At 69.3% G+C, this 19,443-nt stretch carries 17 protein-coding genes; 13 read left to right on the forward strand and 4 right to left on the reverse strand.

Annotated elements, in window-relative coordinates; translation table 11 throughout:
* Nucleotides 1-105 precede the first annotated feature (105 nt).
* Genes tatA through FQ137_RS11175 form a run of 3 tightly spaced genes read left to right on the forward strand, consistent with a single transcriptional unit; the run spans nt 106 to nt 4,259 of the window.
* Nucleotides 106-540 (forward strand): Sec-independent protein translocase subunit TatA, encoded by a 435-nt coding sequence (gene tatA / locus FQ137_RS11165; protein ID WP_149292443.1) that lies wholly within the window; start codon nt 106-108, stop codon nt 538-540.
* 13 nt (nt 541-553) lie between these two features.
* On the forward strand, nt 554-1,615 hold the full coding sequence (tatC, locus tag FQ137_RS11170) for a twin-arginine translocase subunit TatC (protein ID WP_149292444.1): 1,062 nt from the start codon (nt 554-556) through the stop codon (nt 1,613-1,615).
* Complete coding sequence (locus FQ137_RS11175) at nt 1,599-4,259, forward strand: RNA helicase (protein ID WP_149292445.1); 2,661 nt, start codon at nt 1,599-1,601, stop codon at nt 4,257-4,259. Before tatC ends, FQ137_RS11175 begins: the two co-directional genes overlap by 17 nt.
* A gap of 96 nt (nt 4,260-4,355) precedes the next feature.
* On the opposite strand, the gene FQ137_RS11180 is transcribed toward FQ137_RS11175, so the two are convergent.
* Complete coding sequence (locus FQ137_RS11180; RefSeq protein WP_149292446.1) at nt 4,356-5,285, reverse strand: 5'-3' exonuclease H3TH domain-containing protein; 930 nt, start codon at nt 5,283-5,285, stop codon at nt 4,356-4,358.
* An 80-nt stretch (nt 5,286-5,365) separates the two neighbouring features.
* On the opposite strand from FQ137_RS11180, the gene FQ137_RS11185 reads away from it, so the two are divergent.
* A complete protein-coding gene (locus tag FQ137_RS11185) occupies nt 5,366-6,472 on the forward strand; it encodes a Xaa-Pro peptidase family protein (protein ID WP_149292447.1) in 1,107 nt (368 codons plus the stop codon).
* 22 nt (nt 6,473-6,494) lie between these two features.
* Here FQ137_RS11185 and FQ137_RS11190 read toward each other — a convergent pair whose 3' ends face one another.
* On the reverse strand, nt 6,495-6,902 hold the full coding sequence (locus tag FQ137_RS11190; RefSeq protein ID WP_149292448.1) for a PPOX class F420-dependent oxidoreductase: 408 nt from the start codon (nt 6,900-6,902) through the stop codon (nt 6,495-6,497).
* A gap of 63 nt (nt 6,903-6,965) precedes the next feature.
* Here FQ137_RS11190 and FQ137_RS11195 point away from each other — a divergent pair, with 63 nt between their 5' ends.
* Both FQ137_RS11195 and FQ137_RS11200 read left to right on the forward strand, forming a co-directional pair.
* Nucleotides 6,966-7,745: an SDR family NAD(P)-dependent oxidoreductase gene (locus tag FQ137_RS11195; protein WP_149292449.1), complete on the forward strand. Its 780-nt coding sequence runs from the start codon at nt 6,966-6,968 to the stop codon at nt 7,743-7,745.
* Nucleotides 7,742-8,983: a cobalt-precorrin-6A reductase gene (locus FQ137_RS11200; protein ID WP_255584015.1), complete on the forward strand. Its 1,242-nt coding sequence runs from the start codon at nt 7,742-7,744 to the stop codon at nt 8,981-8,983. The genes FQ137_RS11195 and FQ137_RS11200 overlap by 4 nt, the downstream gene beginning before the upstream one ends.
* 27 nt (nt 8,984-9,010) lie before the next feature.
* On the opposite strand, the gene FQ137_RS11205 is transcribed toward FQ137_RS11200, so the two are convergent.
* Nucleotides 9,011-9,943, reverse strand: coding sequence for a hypothetical protein (locus FQ137_RS11205; protein WP_149292450.1), 933 nt, complete (start codon nt 9,941-9,943; stop codon nt 9,011-9,013).
* Between the two features lie 69 nt (nt 9,944-10,012).
* Between FQ137_RS11205 and FQ137_RS11210 the strand changes: the two genes are divergently transcribed.
* From FQ137_RS11210 to FQ137_RS11220, 3 genes are read left to right on the forward strand one after another with little or no spacing between them, the layout of a single operon-like run.
* The gene (locus FQ137_RS11210) at nt 10,013-10,912 is read left to right on the forward strand and encodes an amidohydrolase (protein ID WP_149292451.1); all 900 of its coding nucleotides are present in this window, start codon (nt 10,013-10,015) and stop codon (nt 10,910-10,912) included.
* Complete coding sequence (gene lnt, locus FQ137_RS11215) at nt 10,912-12,498, forward strand: apolipoprotein N-acyltransferase (RefSeq protein WP_149292452.1); 1,587 nt, start codon at nt 10,912-10,914, stop codon at nt 12,496-12,498. Before FQ137_RS11210 ends, lnt begins: the two co-directional genes overlap by 1 nt.
* A gap of 15 nt (nt 12,499-12,513) precedes the next feature.
* A complete protein-coding gene (locus FQ137_RS11220) occupies nt 12,514-13,278 on the forward strand; it encodes a polyprenol monophosphomannose synthase (protein ID WP_149292803.1) in 765 nt (254 codons plus the stop codon).
* A gap of 81 nt (nt 13,279-13,359) precedes the next feature.
* On the opposite strand, the gene FQ137_RS11225 is transcribed toward FQ137_RS11220, so the two are convergent.
* Complete coding sequence (locus tag FQ137_RS11225; protein WP_149292453.1) at nt 13,360-13,704, reverse strand: RNA polymerase-binding protein RbpA; 345 nt, start codon at nt 13,702-13,704, stop codon at nt 13,360-13,362.
* 96 nt (nt 13,705-13,800) lie between these two features.
* Here FQ137_RS11225 and FQ137_RS11230 point away from each other — a divergent pair, with 96 nt between their 5' ends.
* The 4 genes from FQ137_RS11230 (at nt 13,801) to FQ137_RS15635 (ending at nt 19,440) form a co-directional block, all read left to right on the forward strand.
* Nucleotides 13,801-14,217 (forward strand): hypothetical protein, encoded by a 417-nt coding sequence (locus FQ137_RS11230; protein ID WP_255584016.1) that lies wholly within the window; start codon nt 13,801-13,803, stop codon nt 14,215-14,217.
* Nucleotides 14,214-15,926: an alpha/beta-hydrolase family protein gene (locus FQ137_RS11235; protein ID WP_255584024.1), complete on the forward strand. Its 1,713-nt coding sequence runs from the start codon at nt 14,214-14,216 to the stop codon at nt 15,924-15,926. Before FQ137_RS11230 ends, FQ137_RS11235 begins: the two co-directional genes overlap by 4 nt.
* A 67-nt stretch (nt 15,927-15,993) precedes the next feature.
* A complete protein-coding gene (locus FQ137_RS11240; RefSeq protein ID WP_149292455.1) occupies nt 15,994-18,348 on the forward strand; it encodes an excinuclease ABC subunit UvrA in 2,355 nt (784 codons plus the stop codon).
* 54 nt (nt 18,349-18,402) lie between these two features.
* Nucleotides 18,403-19,440, forward strand: coding sequence for a GyrI-like domain-containing protein (locus FQ137_RS15635; RefSeq protein WP_304506053.1), 1,038 nt, complete (start codon nt 18,403-18,405; stop codon nt 19,438-19,440).
* Nucleotides 19,441-19,443: the final 3 nt, after the last annotated feature.

The following is a 19,443-nucleotide window of genomic DNA, read 5'->3' on the forward strand; positions in this document are numbered from 1 at the left end:
CCCGTCAAACAGCCAGGTAGCGAGCGGTTTCCGGGGGCGCTACAGTGACCGCGACTGGAGTGCGTGCGGTAGCATGGGCACGTTGTCACACAAACGGAGGTTGACATGGGTGCGTTGAGCATCTGGCACTGGCTCATCGTCCTCGCGGTGGTGCTCCTGCTCTTCGGTTCGAAGAAGCTCCCGGACGCTGCCCGCGGCCTCGGACGGTCGATGCGCATCTTCAAGTCCGAGATCAAGGAGATGCAGAACGACGACAATCCGGCCGGGAACCAGGAGCCGCAGGCTCTCACCCAGGCGCAGCCGAACCCGGGCCACTACGTGCAGCCGCAGGCTCAGCCCTCGGCTCAGCCACAGCAATATCAGCCCCAGGTGCCCCCGCAGCACCAGGCGCAGGGTCAAGCCCAGGGGCAGAGCTACCCGCAGGCGCCGCAACAGCCGTACCAGCCGCCGGCTCCGCCGCACACTCCGGCGCCGGGCCAGCCGCAGAGCACCGACCCGACCGCCCCGTACAACGGCGGCCAGGGACTGCAGGGACAGTAGGCCGCCGACGCCCATGACGCAGACCGAGACCGCCGACGCCGGCGCCACCCGTAAGGGCGGCGCCGGTCGACTGCTGTCCAAGCGCCGCCGCCGACCCCGCAATCCCGACGGCACCATGCCGCTGATCGAGCACATCTACGAGCTGCGCAATCGCCTACTCATCGCGATGACGGCGATCGTGGTGACACTCGGCTTCGGCTTCTGGTGGTACGGCAACGGCTTTCTCGGTATCCCGTCGCTCGGTGAGATCCTCACCGGCCCCTACTGCGACATCCCCCCGGGCGCCCGGATGCAGCTGGGCGGCAACGGCGATGAGTGTCGCCTGCTGGCCACCGGTCCGTTTGAGCAGTTCATGCTCCGCCTCAAGGTGGCCGCCACCGCTGGCATCGTGCTCGCCAGCCCCGTCTGGCTCTTCCAGATCTGGGCGTTCATCACCCCGGGCCTGCACAAGAACGAGAAGCGCTACGGGGTCGTCTTCACCATCTTGGCGGCGTTACTGTTCATCGGCGGGGCCGTGCTCGCCTACATCGTGATCGTTTACGCCCTCGAGTTCCTGTTGTCCATCGGTGACAACGTCCAGACCACTGCGCTCTCGGGCACGCAGTACTTCAGTTTCCTCATCCACCTCATCCTCATCTTCGGGGTGAGCTTCGAGATCCCACTTCTCTTGGCGATGCTCAACGTCGCCGGGGTCCTGAGCTACGAGGTTCTCGCCAGATCGCGCCGCGGAATCGTCATGGGCATCTTCGTGTTCGCGGCCGTGGCGTCGCCTGGGCAAGACCCGTTCTCCATGCTGGCACTGGCGGTGGCCGTCTGCGTGCTCGTCGAGGCTGCTATCCAGTTCGCCCGGCTGCACGACAAGCGCAAAAACAAGTCCCGAGCCGACTGGCTTGAGGTCGATGATGAATCCGCCTCACCCCTCGGCCCTGCCGACGGCGTCGGGGGATCCGGCCCACTCGAGCGCCCCACTCCGCTTATCACCCCCCCTCCGGTCGCTGCCTCCCGCGCATCCGGCGACACCCGACCGCTCCAGGCCCCCGCCCGTGGCGGCTCACTCTATGACGACATCACCTGACCAACCCCACACCGACCAACTCCTCGAGGGCTTCCTCACGGGGGAGGGCTTCTCACCGGATCCGTTCCAGTTGGAGGCGTTCTCCGCGCTGGATGCCGGGCGCAATCTCCTCGTGTCCGCCCCCACCGGGTCCGGAAAGACCCTCGTCGGCGAGTACGCTGCCCATCGCGCTCTCGCGGGGGGCGGGCGCTGCTTCTACACCACCCCGATCAAGGCGCTGAGCAATCAGAAGTTCCGGCAGTTCCGCCGGCGATTCGGCCCGGACAACGTCGGACTGCTCACCGGTGACCACTCCATTGATGCAGATGCCCCCATCGTGGTGATGACGACCGAGGTCCTGCGGAACATGATCTACGGCGGGTCATCGGCCCTGCACGATCTGGACTGCGTCGTGATGGACGAGATCCACTACCTCGGTGACCGCTCGCGCGGCGTCGTGTGGGAGGAAATCATCCTCACCCTGGACCCTGCCGTCCGCCTGGTTGGGCTGTCCGCCACCTTGAGCAACACCGACGAACTGGGCGACTGGATCACCGAGATCCGGGGTGACACCGCGGTGGTGCTGTCCGAGCACCGTCCCGTACCGCTGGCCCACATGCTCTACACCGACGGCGACCTCGTGCCCATCCGGGCCGCTGCGGACCAGCGCAGGCGGACCAGTGGCGGGTACCACGACGAGCGGGTCGCGACCCGATCCCGCGCACAGTGGGCCAGGCGTCAGGACGTCATCGAGAAACTCGACGACGAACGACTCCTGCCGGCCATCTACTTCGTGTTCTCGAGGGCGGGGTGCGACGGCGCGGTCGCACAGATGCGTCGGGCTCGCCTCCGACTCACCACGGGCGAGGAGGCCCGTCGTATCGCCTCCCACGTCGACGCCGCCTGTGCAGAGGTTCCGCAACACGATCTCGACGCCCTCGACTTCACCGCGTTCCGCGCCGGGCTGGTCAACGGGCTCGCCGCGCACCACGCAGGCATGCTCCCGATGTTCCGCACCGTCGTGGAGGAGTTGTTCTCCGCGGGGTTGATCAAGGTGGTGTTCGCGACCGAGACGCTGGCGCTGGGTATCCATATGCCGGCCCGCGCCGTGGTACTGGAAAAGACAACCAAGTTCAACGGTGACACCCACGCGATGCTCACCTCCGCGGAGTATTCGCAGATCACCGGCCGGGCCGGCAGGCGGGGTATAGACACGAAGGGCACCGCAGTGGTGCTCGACCAACCGGACCTCGATCTGGACGCCCTCGCCGCACTCGTCGACACGCCGCGCTTTCCCCTCCACAGTGCGTTCGCCCCCGACTACTCCATGGCGGTCAACCTCGTGGAGCAACTCGGCGTCGAGGAGGCCACCACCCTGATCGGCCGCTCGTTCGCCCAGTTCCAGACCGACCGCACCCTGGTGTCCCGCTCCCGCGCCATCGAGCGCCGGTCCGACGAACGGGACCGGATGCGAGCCTCGCTCGAAGAGGCCGGGGGAGACGAGGACCTCGACGAGTACATGGGGTTGCGCGCCGAACTCAGCCGCCTGGAACGCAAGGCCGAGAAATCGACCCGAGACGACAGGCTCGCGTCCGTGCGAGCAGCCATGCTCAAGCAGACCGCCGGTTCGGTGATCACAGTCGGACGCAAGCGGTTCGGCTTGGTCGCGACCGTGCTGCAGGTCCGCACCGACATACAATCGGACCCCGCGCTGCTCTGCCTCACCGACACCGGGTGGACCGGCTGGCTGCGCCAACACGATTTCGTCTCACCACCCGTGCCGGTGGGCCGGGTGGACCTTCCCAAGGGTCGACGAAAATTGGACGGGCGTGCCAAGCGGGCGCTGGTCCAGCGAATGGAACACCTGCGGGGCAAGGCCAAGGGCCGGATAAAGAACTCCGGCGGCAAGCAGATGCGAAAGGATCCGCGGATCGCCGCGGCCCGCCGTGCGCTCCGGCAGCATCCGATGCACGACGACCCGACGATCGACAAACTCGCCCGCCTGCACGAGCGCTGGGCCCGGGCCGACGCCGACGTGACCGCCCTTACGGCCGAGGTGGACGCCGACGCTGATTCGCTGGCCCGCCGCTTCCGTCGCATCGTCGACCTGCTCCGTGGCCTCGGCTACCTCGAAAAGGTTGACGGCACCCTCCGTGCCACAGAGGCCGGGCGGCTCCTTGCCGGAGTGCACACCGAGCAGGACTTGTTCGTCGCCGAATGCCTGCGACGAGGAGTCTGGCGTGGCCTCGATGCTGCCGGCCTCGCGGCGGTCATCGCCACCGTCGTGGCTCACCCTCGGACAGAGTCCGCGGTACGCGAGCCCTCCGACGAGACCCTGCGGGTCGCGCTGGCGGAGACGGAACGGGTCGCCGGCGATGTCGCCGAGATCGAACGCGCACACCGCCTGCCCACGACTCCGGACCTCGACGCCGGGCTCGCGCCCGTCCTGCATCACTGGGTCTCCGGCGGCGCACTGGCCTCGATCCTCGCCGCCTCGTGGCAGGAGGGCGTCGAACTCACCGCCGGCGACTTCGTCCGGTCCGCCCGCCTCGTCGTGGATGTCCTCGCCCAGATCGGCCAGGTCGCCGAACCGGAGCTCGCCCGCACCGCGCGGTCCGCGGTCGGGTCCCTGCGTCGCGGCGTGGTGCTCGACCACCTGGCCTGATCACCTGGACCTACCCCGGGAAACCTGAGGCGAGCTGACCAATCGGCGACTGGGGGGGCGGCGCAGCGGGACGCGGCATCCGGCGGCACCGGGGAGTCAGACGGAGTCGAGCCGCTGCGTCGCCTCGACCAGCCGCCCGATCGCGCGGGCCTGCCCAGTCGACTCGCCGAACGCCTCCAACCGCGCAATGTCAACGTTTCCACGGCGGCCGTCGGCATCGCCGTCGAACTGCACCTCGAAAGCGTGACTACCCAAACGGACCACGCCACGTGCGGCAGTCAAGTAGTCGGCCCCCTCGATGATCGCGGTGCGCTGGCGGGTGGTCAGCGCAGATCCCGGATCGCCCGCGGCGGCGATGATTCCGTCGAGGTCGCCGAACTCGCGCAGCAGGCTCGCGGCGGTCTTCGCGCCGATCCCCGCCACGCCGGGCAACCCGTCCGAGGCGTCTCCGACCAGGACTGCGTAGTCCGCGTACACGCGCGCATCGTCACCTGCGGGCAGGTCGAAGCGCTCCGCGACGACCTCCGGGGTGTATGCCAGACGCTTTCGCATCCCCGCTCCCACGTACACGACGGTCGTGCTCCCTGAGGCCAGCTGGAACAGGTCGCGGTCGCCCGTCACGACCAGCACCTCGCGATCCCGGGCTGACAGCGCAGCCAGCACATCGTCGGCCTCCGCGTCCTCCGCCCACGCCTGGGTGATGCCCGCCGCCCCGAGAAGTCCGCGGATCGACTCGACCTGCGGGCCGAGCGAAGCGGGGGCGTCCTCCTCGCCGTCGTCGCCCACGCGGTGCGCCTTGTACGACGGCAACAACTCCACCCGCCAGTCCGGACGCCACTGCCGGTCCAGTCCGGCCACCAGGCCGGTCGGGGAGTACTCCTCCACGAGCACGGCCACCATGTCGCAGAAGCCGCGCACCGCGTTGGCCGGGGTACCGTCGGGTCCGGTGATCTTCTCGGGCACGGAGTGGAACGCACGGAACCACAGGCCAGCACTGTCGAGAACCATGAGCGGGCCCTGGGACACCGCGCCTCCTCGGGGGTCGTCGGGTCGGGAGTGAGTTGCTGCCCCGTCAGGGTAGTCGCCGCGGGCCTACTGTGGAGGACATGAACAGCACCTCCACGCAGATCCACTCGCACCGTCTTGCCGCTGTCCGCGATCGCGCCCGGGAGCTCGGTATCGACCACGTGGTGGTGTACTCGGGCGAGGACATGTCGTACCTCACCGGCGAGCGCATGGACTCCCACGAGCGGCTCACTGCGATGGTCGTTCCGGTCGCTGGGGGAGAGCCGCTGTTGGTGTTGCCGTCGCTCGAACTCACCGACATCACCCGCCGTGCGGCAGACCGCGTGGGGGCGACCGTCCACCCGTGGTCGGACGGGACCGACGCCGTGCCGCTCGTCGCCGGGATGGTCGCAGGGCGGGTGGCGGTGTCCACCGCCCTCCCCGCGCTGCACCTCGTACCGCTCCAGGATGGCGTCGACGGCGAGGTGATCCTGGCCTCCGAGGTGATCGACCATGTGCGGGCTGTGAAGACCGCGTACGAGGTGGGCGAGCTCGCCGAGGCAGCTCGTCGTATCGACGCAGTGCACGCCCGGATGGGGGAGTTCCTCCAGGTGGGCCGGACCGAGGCGCAGGCGGGCGAGCTCATCACCGCCGCCATCGAGGCCGAAGGGCTCGCGCATGCCGAGTTCGTCATCGTCGGTTCGGGACCCAACGGTGCCGACCCCCACCACGGCGTGTCAGACAGGGTGATCGAGACCGGCGACATCGTGGTGGTGGACATCGGCGGTCCGCTGCCCAGTGGCTACCACTCCGACTGCACCCGTACCTACTCGATGGGACAGCCCCCCGCCGAGATCGCCGAGGCGTACGCGGTGTTGCAGGAAGCGCAGCGTCTGGCGCGTGAGGCCGTCCGCCCGGGGATCGCGATCGGCGAGGTCGATGCCGCAGCCCGTGAGCACCTCGCTGCGGCCGGACTCGGGGAACTGTTCATTCACCGCACCGGTCACGGGATCGGTGTGGGACTGCACGAACCGCCGTTCGTCGCGCCCGGCGCGGATACGGTGCTGACAGCCGGGATGACGTTCTCCGTCGAACCCGGCATCTACACCGCGGGGTCGTGGGGCGCGCGGCTGGAGGACATCGTGGCAGTCACCGCGGACGGACGGCGCGATCTCAACACAGGCGAACGCGGCCTGCGGGTCCTCTAGTCCGCGAGCCCGCGGGCTCGACTCACGCGCCGGAGAACATCTTCTTGGAGCCAAGGACGCGGTCCACCTCGATCGCCACCACCACTCGCTCGGGGTTCGGGCTCGGTTCGCGGTAGCGCATCGCGTAGCGGCGCTCGCCTTCGCGGACCGAGGCCGGGTCCTCAAGCAGGTGGACGGTGCCCTCGAAGGTGAGCCACCGGCCTCCGTCGACGTGGGAGACCGCCGCCCGTCCTCCGCGCTTGGCGTTGCGGGCCTTCTGCGAACCCCGCCGGGTGATGACCCGGGCTAGACCGCCCTCCGTGTCGATCGTGAACCCGACGGCGACGACGTGGGGCGAGCCGTCGGGGCGGATCGTGGTCAGGCTGCCGAGGTGGTACTCGGACAGGAATTGGTGCGCCTCGTCGGAGAGCGCTGCCATCGAGTGGGACATAAAGCCGAGACTGCCACAGTGAGCCGACGTGGAGCGCGGCGACGTGCGTGGGAGACTGGGCGCATGCCCACACCCGCAGCCCCGTCGTCCCGGTCCGGACCCGGCGGTGAGGTCGTAGTGGTCTTCGGCGGCCGGAGTGAGATCGGTCTGGCCGTCGCCCACCGCCTCGCGCCCGGCCGCACGATCGTGCTCGCCAGTCGGCCCGGGCGCGACGCGGCCGGCCTCGCCGCCCCGCTCCTGACTGCGGGTGCGGCAGCCGTCGAGCACGTGGACTTCGACGCCGACGACCTCGACTCGCACGCCGCAGTCGTGGAGGACATAGAGACGCGGATCGGGGAGATCGATGTCGCCGTCCTGGCGTTCGGCATCCTGGGCGAGCAGGAGGTAGCCGAGCGCGATTCACTGGCCGCCGCGCGTATCCTTCACACCGATTTCGTGGCCCAGGCCGCATTGCTCACGGTTCTCGCCGACCGGATGAAGCGCCGTCGCCGCGGGGTGCTCGTGGCGTTTTCCTCGGTCGCCGGGCAACGGGTCAGGCGCGCCAACTACGTCTACGGCTCGGCGAAGGCCGGGCTCGACGGGTTCGCCTCCGGCATGGCCGACGCCCTGCACGGCACGGGGGTCACGCTGGTGATCCCACGGCCGGGTTTCGTGACCGGCCGGATGACTGAGGGCATGGACCCGGCGCCGTTTTCCTCCACGCCGGACCAGGTGGCGGACGCCGTCGTCGACCGGGTGCTCTCCCGTCGGGCGGGCGTGGTGTGGATCCCGTGGCAGCTGCGCGTGATGTTCGCCGTCGCGAGGCTCGTTCCGCAGCCGATCTGGAGGCGGATGCCACGGTGAGTGCTCCGTCCCGGCCGGACGCGGACCCGGCGGCCGTCCACCTCGTCGGCACCGGCCCCGGTCCCGTCGATCTACTCACCGTTCGCGCGTCCCGGCTCATCGCCATGAGCGGCACCGTGCTGGTCGACCGGGACACGGTCAGCCCGGCGGCGCTGGGACTGTGCCCGCCCACTGCCCAGGTAATCGACGCGAGCGACCTGAGGCCGGCGGACGCGGTCGCGCGGATGCGCGAGGCCCTCGACCGGGGCGATCGGGTCGTCCGGCTCTACCTGGGCGACCCCACGCAACACCCCGACGTCCCGGCGCAGACGCGTGCCCTCGACGCCGTCGGGATCCCCTGGGAGCTCGTCCCCGGGGTCCGGGCTGGCGCCCCGGCCGCCGCCACCTCGGATCTGCAACCGATGCCGCAGCCCCCGTCGCAGCATGCTCCGCCGCTGCCCGCTCAGCCGTCGCCCGTCGCCCAGCCCGAAACTGCGATGCCGGGTGGGTCGCCGGGCCTGATCCTGGTTTTGGGGGGCACCGGCGAGGCTCGCCGGCTGGCAGATCTCATGGCCACCGCCGGACTGGAGGTGGTGACCTCGCTGGCGGGGAAGGTGACCCGCCCGCGGCTGCCGCGCGGAGAGGTGCGAATCGGCGGGTTCGGCGGCGCTGAGGAGCTGGCGCTCTGGCTGCGGGAGAACGGCGCCAGTGCCATCATCGACGCCACCGACCCGTTCGCGGACGAGATCTCCGCCTCCGCGGTCGGCGCCGCACGCGAGACGGGCACGCCGTTGCTCCGCCTCCTCCGCCCGCCGTGGACCGAGCAACCGGGCGACGAGTGGATCGAGGTCCCGGACATGCGGACGGCAGCCCACGTAGTGCGGGAACGCTTCCGCCGACCGATGCTCACGGTGGGCAAGCAGGGCGCGTCGGCGTTCGCCGGCGACACCCGTGGGTCGTATCTCATCCGGTGCTCGGAGCCGCCGCCCGGTGCACTCCCGCACCGCTACCTGTTGGTGTTGGACCGGGGGCCGTTCGGTGTGGACTCCGAGCGGACACTGATGTCCCGGCACCGGATCGATGTCCTGGTCACCCGCAACAGCGGTGGATCCGCGTCCGGCGCCAAGCTCGCGGCAGCCCGCGACCTGCGTATCCCGGTCGTGATGGTGGAGCGTCCCGAAGCCCCGACGGCACCGGAAACCGTCCACTCTGTCGACGACGCCGCCCGCTGGCTGGTCGAGCGGTTCGGCTCGCGCTGAGATCCCACCTCACGCGGAGGTCACACCTCACGCTGAGCCGGTCGCCCAGGGCGACTCCGCGTCAAAGATCATCCCCATCGGGGCCAGCACTCGCACGACCTGTTCGGCCATGTCCTCGGTGAGTTCGTGCAGGCCGATCACGCGGTCGGAGGAGATGGTGCTCGGGCGCTCCACCGCGCCGAGGAATTCGGCGAGCCGGGCGGGGACGACGCCGTCGGGGACCACCGCGAGCAGACTGACGAGCCCGTCTGCAGTGTCGATCCACCCCACCCGCGGGACCACCACGGCGGTGACGGGAGTGGCGCCCGGAGTGGCATCCGAGACGGGGATGGTGCGGGGGTGGGAACCCAGGGCGTCGACGACGAGTTGGTGCAGCGCGCCGGACCGGGGCACCCGCTCAGGTCCGGCCGAACTGGCGAATCGCGCCGCTACATCGACCAACACGGTCGCCGCGTCGGCCACCTCGGCCCGGTAAGGGACCTCACGGCCCGCGACGTGAAAATGCACGCTGCCGTCGGTTCCGTCGATAGCGACCGCCAGGTCCGGGGAGTGCGCCAAGACGTCGCCCGAACTGTCGTCGATCCCGAACAGAATCTGCTCGCCCAGTGCTTCGGTCTCGTCGCGGTCGACGAGGGCCGCGCTGAGCCGGTCGGGCAGATCACCCAATTCCCGCCGGCCGTCGAGGCGCCCGGCGAGGGGGGAGGCGATGATGTCTCGGCCCCTCGGGTGGGAGATGCGAGACGGTAAACCTGCAGCCGCGAGATCCCGCGCCGCGACCGCGACAGGGCCATGGTCCGCGCCCACAATCCGGGTGCCTCCACCCGTCGTGAGTTGCACGTCGCCCCGATGTCCGGCGGCGAGTGCAGCCAGGGCGGTCCAGTTGTGGTGGCTCAGCCTGCCGCCGGGAAAACGCAGTGCTCCCCCGGGACGGGGTGAGCTGGCCCCGTGGGTATCGGTCATAGGAGCCAAGCGTAGGCGCGGGGGGTGGGCGGCCCGGCCGCCGGTCCGGACTCGGGGATAATCGGCCCCATGACCGCTTTCCTGGCCACCGGGGGCCGCGTGCTCACGCCCGCCTCACGAGACGCAACCGCCCTGGCCCACGAGAACGGGCTCATCGTGTGGGCCGGCTCCGACACTCCGGGGCCCGCACTCTTCCCGGACGCCGAGCGGATCGACCTGGAAGGGGACTGGGTGGCACCGGCGTTCGTCGAGTTGCTTCCCGAGCGCCTAGACCTCACAGCCGCGGCGTCCCGAGGAGTGGTGCCCGCCGATCTGCCCGCCGCCCACGCCCCGGAGTCGGTCGAGGAGCGGGTGCGCGCGGGGCAGCGGGTGGTGCTCGGTCCAGACGAAGACCCGACACAGTTCGCCGCCGAGCTCACCCGCCTCGCCGCGGAACTCGGGGGGCCGGCTGTCGCCAGATGTATCCCTGTACTCGTCGGCGGGGCCGGGGTCATCGACGACGACACACTCGCCTCGCTGGCCGCCGTGGGCACCGTCATCGTCCTGCGACCGCTCGTCGACGACCTGACCGGTACAGACCTCGTGCGCATCGCCGCCTCCGGGGTCGCTCTGGCCGCGTCGATGCGGGTCGGCGACGAGGTCCGGCCGTGGGACACCCTCCGCGCATTGACCTCTGTGGACGGCGGTCGGGGACTGTCACCGCGGGCAGCGTTCATTGCGACCACCCGGGGCGCCCGCCGAGCCGCCGGCGCACGAGACGGCATGGCGGGCACGCTCACACCAGGTGCCCCGGCCACCTTCGCGCGGTGGGAGACCGGGCAGTTGGCCGTGGTCGCCGCCGACGACGCCGTCCAGCGGTGGTCCACCGACCCCCGCTCGGGTGTCCCGCCGATGCCAGACCTCACCGGCCCCGACCCCGTTCTGCACGCGCTCGTGGTGGACGGCCTACCCGCCGACCCCGCAGTCTGATGCCACTGCTGCTCGGGCTGCCGCTCGCGGCCGCCTCCGGGGCTCTGCTGGCGGCGTCGTTCCCTCCGGTCGGACTGTGGTGGACCGCGCTACTCGCGATCGCCCTCCTCGTCGTCGTCCTGGCCCCCTACCGCGGCACCGCGATCCGGGCGCGCACAGGCGCGCTCCTCGGGTTCACCTCCGGACTCGTGTTCTTCCTGCTCCTGGTCCCGTGGGTGGGTCTGTACGTGGGTGCCTACGCGTCGTGGGGATTGTCTCTGGTCGAGGCGCTGTACCTCGCGGCATTCGGCGCCGGCGCCGCGATCATCCTGCGCACCGGGCTCGGCCCCGGGGCGCGTGTGGGCCCACGCGCGCTGGGCGCCGTGCTCGGGGTCGCCGGCTGGTGGTCCCTGTGGGAGTGGATCCGCTCTTCCTGGCCGTGGGGCGGCTTCCCGTGGGGTCGACTGGCGTTCGGACAGGCCGACGGTCCACTGTTGCCCCTGGCCTCGCTGGGCGGCACCCCACTACTCGGGTTCGTCGTGGCCTCTGTGGGCGCGACGATCGGCGCCGCGCTCCTCCTCCTCGCGCGGAGGAAACGGCCCCTTCGCGCCGTCACCAGCCTGCTGGCGGTGCCACTGGTGACCGTGGGGCTCGTCGTCGCCGCGCCCCTCGCCCGGACCGGCGGCGAGCCCACCGAAACCGTCGAGATCGCTGCGATCCAAGGCAACGTCCCGCGTCTCGGTCTGGACTTCAACGCCCAACGCCGCGCGGTGTTGGAGAACCACTTGCGCGTCACCGCTGAGTACGCCGACGACGTCGAGGACGGGAGCCAGACGCCACCGGACATCGTGCTGTGGCCGGAGAACGCCTCCGACATCTCGCCACTGTCCGACCGTCTCGCCGGTGCCCAGATCAGCGCGCTGTCCCGACGTCTGGAGGCGCCGATCCTGGTGGGCACCGTCCTGCCCACCGGCGAGGGCCGGGAGGCCACCAACTCCTACCTGGTGTGGGACGGCCGCTCCTCCGGGGACCCGGTTGTGGACCGCCACGACAAGAAGTACATCCAGCCGTTCGGCGAGTGGCTCCCGCTGCGGGAGCCACTCGAAGCACTGTTCCCGATCGCCCGGACCGCGGGCCACTTCGTCCCCGGCGATGGCGACGGGCTCGTCACCGCGGCCGGGGTGGACCTCGGAGTGGCAATCTGTTTCGAGGTGGCCTTCGACACCGCCGCCCGCGAGCCCGTCTCCCGCGGCGCGCAGATCCTCACCGTCCCCACCAACAACGCCACCTTCGGCCGCTCACCCATGACCTACCAGCAACTGGCCATGTCCCGGGTTCGAGCCGTGGAGCACAACGTGCCCGTGCTGATCGCAGCGACCAGCGGCGTCAGCGCCGTGATCGGGCCTGACGGCACTGTCCGCGCAGAGTCCGGCATCTTCGAGCCAGCAGTGCTGGCGGCGCAGGTCGAGGTGGGAGGGGCCGGTACGATAGCAACCCGACTGGGCGGCATCCTGCAGACGGTGTGCTGTCTCATCGGGCTCGTCGCACTGACATGGGCGCTGGTCCGCACCTGGCAACGACCCGCGACCCGAACCGAGGAGAAGTAAGTGACCGAACCCACGATGCCGGATGACCGCGTGCCGTCCGCGCGCACGCTGGTGATCATCCCGACCTATAACGAGCGGGAGAACCTTCCCGGTGTCGTGGAACGTTTGCTCGCCGCAGCCCCCGAGGTGTCGGTCCTCATCGCCGACGACAACAGTCCCGACGGCACCGGAGACGTAGCGGACCAACTCGCCGCCGACGACATCCGCGGCCGCATCAGCGTGATGCACCGCAAGGTGAAGGACGGCCTGGGGGCCGCCTACATCGCCGGGTTCCGCTGGGGACTGGAGCGCGGTTACACCGTGCTCGTGGAGATGGACGCCGACGGCAGCCACCCTCCCGAGCGGCTACCTGCGATGCTCGAGGCCGTCGACACTGGTGCAGACCTGGCGATCGGATCGCGGTACGTCCCCGGCGGCGCGGTGGTCAACTGGCCATGGCAGCGGCACGTCATCTCCCGCGGCGGCAACGTGTACTCCCGCATCATGCTGGGCGTGGGAATCAAGGACATCACCGCCGGATACCGCGCGTACCGTGCTGACGCTCTGGCAGAGCTGGACCTCGGCTCCATCGAGTCGAAGGGCTACTGCTTCCAGATCGACATGACGTGGCGCCTGCTGAACAACAACCGCCGGGTTGTGGAGGTGCCCATCACCTTCACCGAACGCACTGTTGGCCAGTCCAAGATGAGCGAGTCGATCTTCCGCGAGGCCGCGGTCAATGTGGCCCGCTGGGGCTGGGAAAAGCGTCGCGCCCAACTCCAGGCACTCCTCGGCCGCTGACCCCACCAAACGACGAACGCCCCGGCCCGCGCTGAGCGGGGCCGGGGCGTTCGTCACCGGGTGGGGCCCAGTGGGGACCGTCTAACGCGCGCCAGCGCGGCGCCGCTTCTTGAGCAGGTCCATCCGCTCCTTGAGCAGGTCCTCGAGCTCCTCCAGGGAGCGACGCTCGAGCAGCATGTCCCAGTGGGTGCGCGGAGGCTTGCCCTTCTTGACCTCGACCGCGGGACCGTCGATGAGCTGGCCCTCCTGGCCGTTCTTACACATCCAGGTGCCGGGGATCTCGGCGTCATCGGCGAACGGGACCTCGTAGACCTCACCATTGGGGGTCTGATACCGGGCCATACGTCGGGGCGCGAGGTCTGTGTCCCGGTCGGTCTCGTAGCTCACCGCACCGAGGCGGCTGCCCCTGAGGACTCGATCTGCCATGCGAACTCCTTCTGCCGTGTTCGTCTGCGTCAATACGTGCGGATAGACACGACGCTGCGTGGTTCCTGCCTGTATCAACGCCAGAGGAACCCCCAAATGTTCCCACGTGCTGACGCCACGGGCCACTCCGGGGCCGAGCTGGGTAGCCTCACACCCGTGGAACCCGACGCCCGCCCCGATCCGGCCGCGCCCCGGAGGGGCGAGGCGTCCTGTGCCTGGTGCGGGCGCCCAGTGGACGAGGGTGGGGCCGGCCGCCGACGCCGCTATTGCCGACGATCGTGCCGTCAGCGGGCCTATGAGCAGCGTCGCTCCCTGCGGATGCAGGACCTGCCCGAAGGCACGGTCGTGCTCTCGGAGGTCGAATCGACCGACCTGATGGACCGAATGTTCCAGCTGCGCTGCGCATGCGAGGACCTGCAGATCGCGATCGCCGAGGGCGAGGACCCCGCCGAACTCGCGCGCATGTCCGACGACCTTGTCGCGGCCGCGAGACGGGCCGAGCGGCTGCGGTGAACACCGTCATCTCGACGCTCCAGGTGTGGTGGGACCGGTGGCGGCTCTCCGTCACCGGCCTCGTCGTGGCCGCGCTGGCGGCATGGGTCTCACTCATGCCCTCGCTGCTGCCGCGCGCCTGGAACTACCAGGGACTGGTCACCGGTGTATCGATGCTGGTGGGGTACGGGTTCGGCGTGGCCCTACGGGCCCTCTGGAGGCGGGTCGTAGCACCGCGAATCAGCCTCCACCCCGACGTCCTCGCTGTCGGTGACCGTCTCCTCACGTTTGCCCGCCTGTCCGCGCCGTACCTCCTCGTCGTCTACCTCATCACGGCCACCGCCACCGCGATCCGGTGGCAGGACCAGGTCTCGGACCTGGTCGAGTCACCTCGACCTCCGTGGGCCGACTACATGAAGATCCCGTGGGTCGCCCTGGGGACCTTCGTCGCATTGCTCGTTGCGGCCCGCGTGATCCGCGCGGGATACCGGTGGCTCGTCCGCGTGGTCGGCCACCGGTTCGGGATGGGGGAGTACACCGCCCGGCTCGCGGGCGTCATGGTGGTGGCCATGCTGGCGCTGGGAATCGTCCAGGGTGTCGTGCCGCGCCTGTTCTTCGAGGGCGCCAACCGGATCTTCAGCAGTCAGAACGACGAGGACCTCCCCAATTCGCGGCCACCGGCGGCACCCGAGCGTTCCGGGTCACCGGGCTCGTTCGTGCAATTCGCAGACCTGGGACTGCAGGGCCGGAGGTTCGTCAGTGGTGGACTCGACGCGGAGCGGTTGAGCGAATTGCTGGGGGAGGACGCGTCCGAGCCGATCCGTGCGTACGCCGGCCTGGAATCCGCGCCGTCCCACGACGAGCGTTCCGCGTTGGTGGTGGCCGAGTTGGAGCGGACCCGGGCGTGGGAGCGCGAGACGGTGGTGATCGCCCCGACCACCGGCACCGGGTGGATCAACCCGAACGCCGCGCAGGCCATCGAGCTTCTCTCCGGCGGCGACGTGGCGATAGTGGGCACCCAGTATTCGTATCTGCCCAGTTGGATCTCGTTCCTCGCCGACCGCGAGAAGGCGGAGGCGGCGGGTCGGTCGTTGATCGAGGCGGTGGTGGAGTGGCGCGACTCGCTGCCCCCGGAGCGGCCGAGACCGAAGTTGTACGTCTACGGCGAGAGTCTGGGCACCCAGGCCGGCGAGGCCGCGTTCTCTGGCATTCGCGACATCCGGGCGACCGTGGACGGGGTGCTGTGGCTCGGACCGCCCAACTCAAACCACATCTGGCACTCGTTGGTCGAGCGGCGTGACCCGGGAACCCCGGTCACTGAGCCGGTGTACGCGGACGGGCTGCTGGTGCGATTCTCCGAGAATCCCGCTGAGTTCCGTGACGACGACACCCCGTGGATCCCGCCGCACGTTCTGTACGTCCAACACGCAACCGACCCGGTGGTGTGGTGGACCCCGGACCTGCTGTTCAACCGCCCCGCATGGCTCGCCGAGCCGCCAGGCAAGGGTCGACATCCCGGCATGGTCTACATGCCCGTGGTGACCCTTTTCCAGGTCACCGCCGATCTCGGCAACGCGATCGGCGGGTCACAGGGGTACGGGCACCTCTACGATCGGCAGATCCTCGACGGGTGGGCGGCCGCGACGGGCCGCGCGGGATGGGACGACGACGAGTTCGAGCGGTTCGCCCGACTGCACGCGATCGCCATGGAACAACAGGACCGCGGTTGACGCACTTTCCCGCCCCGGACCCACGGTCTAACGTTGCACCTGAACGGACAGGGTGAGGAGACCCGGGATGAGCCCCCACGCGGCGGACACGCACGACATGATCCGCGTCGTCGGCGCGCGGGAGAACAATCTCAGATCGATCGATGTGGAATTGCCCAAGCGGCGCCTCACCGTTTTCACCGGCGTCTCGGGATCCGGCAAGAGCTCTCTGGTGTTCTCGACCATCGCGGCAGAGTCGCAGCGAATGATCAACGAGACCTACAGTGCGTTCCTCCAGGGCTTCATGCCCACACTCGCGCGACCGGATGTCGACGTACTGGAGGGGCTGACCACGGCGATCGTCGTGGACCAGGAACGGATGGGCTCCGACCCCCGTTCCACTGTCGGGACCGCCACCGACACCGGGGCGATGCTACGCATCCTGTTCAGCCGTCTCGCCGAGCCGAAGATCGGCGGGCCCAAGGCGTACTCCTTCAACGTGGCGTCAGCCTCGGGCGTAGGCACGCTGAAAAAGGCTGACGGGACACGGCAAAAGGCCGAGTTCTCCATCACCGGAGGGATGTGCGTCCGATGCGAAGGCCGTGGGTCGGTATCCGACTTCGACATTGACGCCCTGCTGGACCGCTCCAAGTCTCTAGCCGAGGGCGCCATCACCGTCCCCGGGTACTCGATGGACGGCTGGTACGGCCGTATCTACTCCGGCTCCGGGTTCTTCGACATGGACAAGCCGGTGATGGATTTCACCGAGCAGGAGATGCACGATCTACTGCGCAAAGAGCCCGTCAAGATCAAGGCCGAAGGCATCAACGTCACTTTCGAGGGCCTCATCCCCAAGATCCAAAAGTCAATGCTGGCCAAAGACGTCGAGGCGATGCAGCCCCACATCCGGGCATTCGTCGAACGCGCAGTGGTGTTCACCACCTGCCCTGAGTGCGACGGAACCCGGCTGAGCGAGGATGCCCGGTCCTCCCGGATCGGGGGGATGAACATCGCCGACGTCGCGGCCATGCAGATCACCGACCTTGCCGAGTGGCTGCGCGGACTCGATGAACCGACGGTCGCGCCGCTCCTTGATTCCCTGCAGCACACGCTCGACTCCTTCGTGGAGATCGGTCTGGGATACCTGTCGCTCGACCGCCCTGCGGGCACCCTGTCAGGCGGCGAGGCACAGCGGGTCAAAATGATCCGTCACCTCGGCTCCGCGCTGACCGACGTCACCTACGTGTTCGACGAACCGTCGATCGGGCTCCACCCCCACGACATCCAGCGCATGAACGAACTGCTGCTGCGACTGCGCGACAAGGGCAACACGGTACTAGTGGTCGAGCACAAGCCGGAGATCATCGCGATCGCCGATCACGTAGTGGACCTCGGCCCCGGCGCTGGTTCGGAGGGCGGACAGATCTGCTTCGAGGGTTCGGTCACCGGACTCCGCAGGAGCGACACCATCACCGGCCGGCATTTGGACGAGAAGGCCCTGCTCAAGCCGGCCCTCAGGTCGGCGACCGGGGTGATCGAGGTGCGTGGCGCGAGCGCACACAACGTGCGCGACGTGGACGTGGACATTCCGCTCGGGGTGCTGTGCGTGGTGACCGGAGTTGCCGGATCGGGCAAGAGTTCACTCATCCACGGTTCGGTGTCCCCTCGCGACGGGGTGGTGGCGATCGACCAGGCCGCCATCCGAGGGTCTCGACGCAGCAACCCGGCCACCTATACCGGGCTGCTCGAGCCCATCCGCAAGGCGTTCGCCAAGGCCAACGGCGTCAAACCGGCGCTGTTCAGCCCGAACTCCGAGGGCGCGTGCCCCACCTGCAAGGGCGCAGGCGTGGTCTACAGCGACCTCGCGATGATGGCCGGCGTCGCCACGACGTGCGACGACTGCGAGGGCAAGCGCTTCCAGGCCGAGGTCCTCGAGTACCGGTTCGGCGGCCGGAACATCGGCGAGGTGTTGGCGATGTCCGTCGCCGCGGCCGAGGAGTTCTTCGCCGGGGGAGAGGCGCGGATCCCCGCCGCGCACAAGATTCTCGTCAGGCTCCGCGAAGTCGGACTGGGATACATCCGACTCGGCCAACCCCTGACCACGCTGTCCGGTGGCGAGCGCCAACGACTCAAGCTCGCGGCCCAGATGGCCGACAAGGCCGAGGTCTACGTCCTGGACGAACCGACCACCGGCCTGCACCTGGCCGACGTCGCGACGCTCCTGGAGATGCTGGACCGACTGGTAGATTCCGGCAAGTCCGTGATCGTGATCGAACACCACCAGGCGGTGATGGCCCACGCGGACTGGATCATCGACCTCGGCCCCGGTGCAGGGAACGACGGCGGCCGGATCGTGTTCGAGGGAACTCCGTCCGACCTCGTAGCCGATGCTGCAACCTTGACCGGCGAACACTTGGCGCAATACGTGACCGCGTTGCGTTAGACCGGGACCCGCAGTGCGCGCTCAGCCGAGCGTCGCCCCCATTCGCCGGCACTGGTGCCGTATACGGATGTCGACGGGGTGCACGTGGTCGACGACGCGACCCTCGCCTGGGCCGAGTTCCCGGGCAACCACCAGTACGTCTCCACGGGCAACGTGGATCACGACGGACGCGTGTGCCTGCTCTTCGTCGACTACCCGACCCGTCGGCGGTTGAAGGTCTTCGGTCACGCGCGGACGGTCGAGCCGGACGCCGACCCCGAGCTGATCGACCGGCTCCGGGCCATGGGGGAGAAGCAGTACTCCGGCCGTGTGGAGCTCGCGATAGTAGTGAACGTGGTGGCCACCGACGCCAACTGCAGCAAGCACATCACCCCCCGGTGGGATCGCCGGTACGTGGACGAGCTGACCGCGGTGTACCGACGCCGGATCGAGGAACTGCAGGCCGGATCGGCGTACCCTGCCTGCATGGTCGGCGACCCGTCCAATTACGACATCAAACAAGCGCGCAGGAACCTCTACGACGGCAAGGTCGGCAGATTCGACCTGGTCGAGGTGTCGCCGATGGGGTACCTCGTGGTCAATGGCCGCGGCGATCCCAATACCGCACCGGAGTACCGGACCGCCGTCGAGGCCCTGTACGCGACGTCCTACGCCGTTCGGGCGGTTGCCCGGTCCGAGGCCGGGCGGATCCATATGGTGGGCCCGCTCGAGGGCCTCTGGCATGCCGACGACCTGCGGGTGTTCACGGCACGGGACAAGGCCGCCTGGAGCTGGACCATGATGATCTGGCAGCCGGACTGGATCACCCCGGACATCGTGTCCGCCGGACTGGAGAAGGTGGCGACGAAGGTACCGGACGCCCGTGAGCTGGTGCGGTTCGCCGAATACGCCGAGGGACCCGCGGTGCAGACGCTGCACGTGGGCCCCTACGACGACGAGGGCCCGGCCATCGCGCGGATGCACGAGGAAGTTATCCCCGCACACGGCGCCGTTCCGTCGGGGCGCCATCACGAGATCTACCTGTCGGACCCCCGCAGGGTCGACCCCGCGAAGCTGAAGACGATCCTGCGCCAGCCCGTCAGCTTCACCTAGCCG

Source organism: Dietzia sp. ANT_WB102, from assembly GCF_008369165.1.
Classification (GTDB): domain Bacteria; phylum Actinomycetota; class Actinomycetes; order Mycobacteriales; family Mycobacteriaceae; genus Dietzia.

Coding starts and splice junctions, on each gene's coding strand:
- tatA (WP_149292443.1), top strand. CDS start 106: ATGGGTGCGTTGAGCATCTGGCACTGGCTCATCGTCCTCGCGGTGGTG.
- tatC (WP_149292444.1), top strand. CDS start 554: ATGACGCAGACCGAGACCGCCGACGCCGGCGCCACCCGTAAGGGCGGC.
- FQ137_RS11175 (WP_149292445.1), top strand. CDS start 1,599: ATGACGACATCACCTGACCAACCCCACACCGACCAACTCCTCGAGGGC.
- FQ137_RS11185 (WP_149292447.1), top strand. CDS start 5,366: ATGAACAGCACCTCCACGCAGATCCACTCGCACCGTCTTGCCGCTGTC.
- FQ137_RS11190 (WP_149292448.1), bottom strand. CDS start 6,902: ATGTCCCACTCGATGGCAGCGCTCTCCGACGAGGCGCACCAATTCCTG.
- FQ137_RS11195 (WP_149292449.1), top strand. CDS start 6,966: ATGCCCACACCCGCAGCCCCGTCGTCCCGGTCCGGACCCGGCGGTGAG.
- FQ137_RS11205 (WP_149292450.1), bottom strand. CDS start 9,943: ATGACCGATACCCACGGGGCCAGCTCACCCCGTCCCGGGGGAGCACTG.
- FQ137_RS11210 (WP_149292451.1), top strand. CDS start 10,013: ATGACCGCTTTCCTGGCCACCGGGGGCCGCGTGCTCACGCCCGCCTCA.
- lnt (WP_149292452.1), top strand. CDS start 10,912: ATGCCACTGCTGCTCGGGCTGCCGCTCGCGGCCGCCTCCGGGGCTCTG.
- FQ137_RS11220 (WP_149292803.1), top strand. CDS start 12,514: ATGCCGGATGACCGCGTGCCGTCCGCGCGCACGCTGGTGATCATCCCG.
- FQ137_RS11225 (WP_149292453.1), bottom strand. CDS start 13,704: ATGGCAGATCGAGTCCTCAGGGGCAGCCGCCTCGGTGCGGTGAGCTAC.
- FQ137_RS11230 (WP_255584016.1), top strand. CDS start 13,801: ATGTTCCCACGTGCTGACGCCACGGGCCACTCCGGGGCCGAGCTGGGT.
- FQ137_RS11240 (WP_149292455.1), top strand. CDS start 15,994: ATGAGCCCCCACGCGGCGGACACGCACGACATGATCCGCGTCGTCGGC.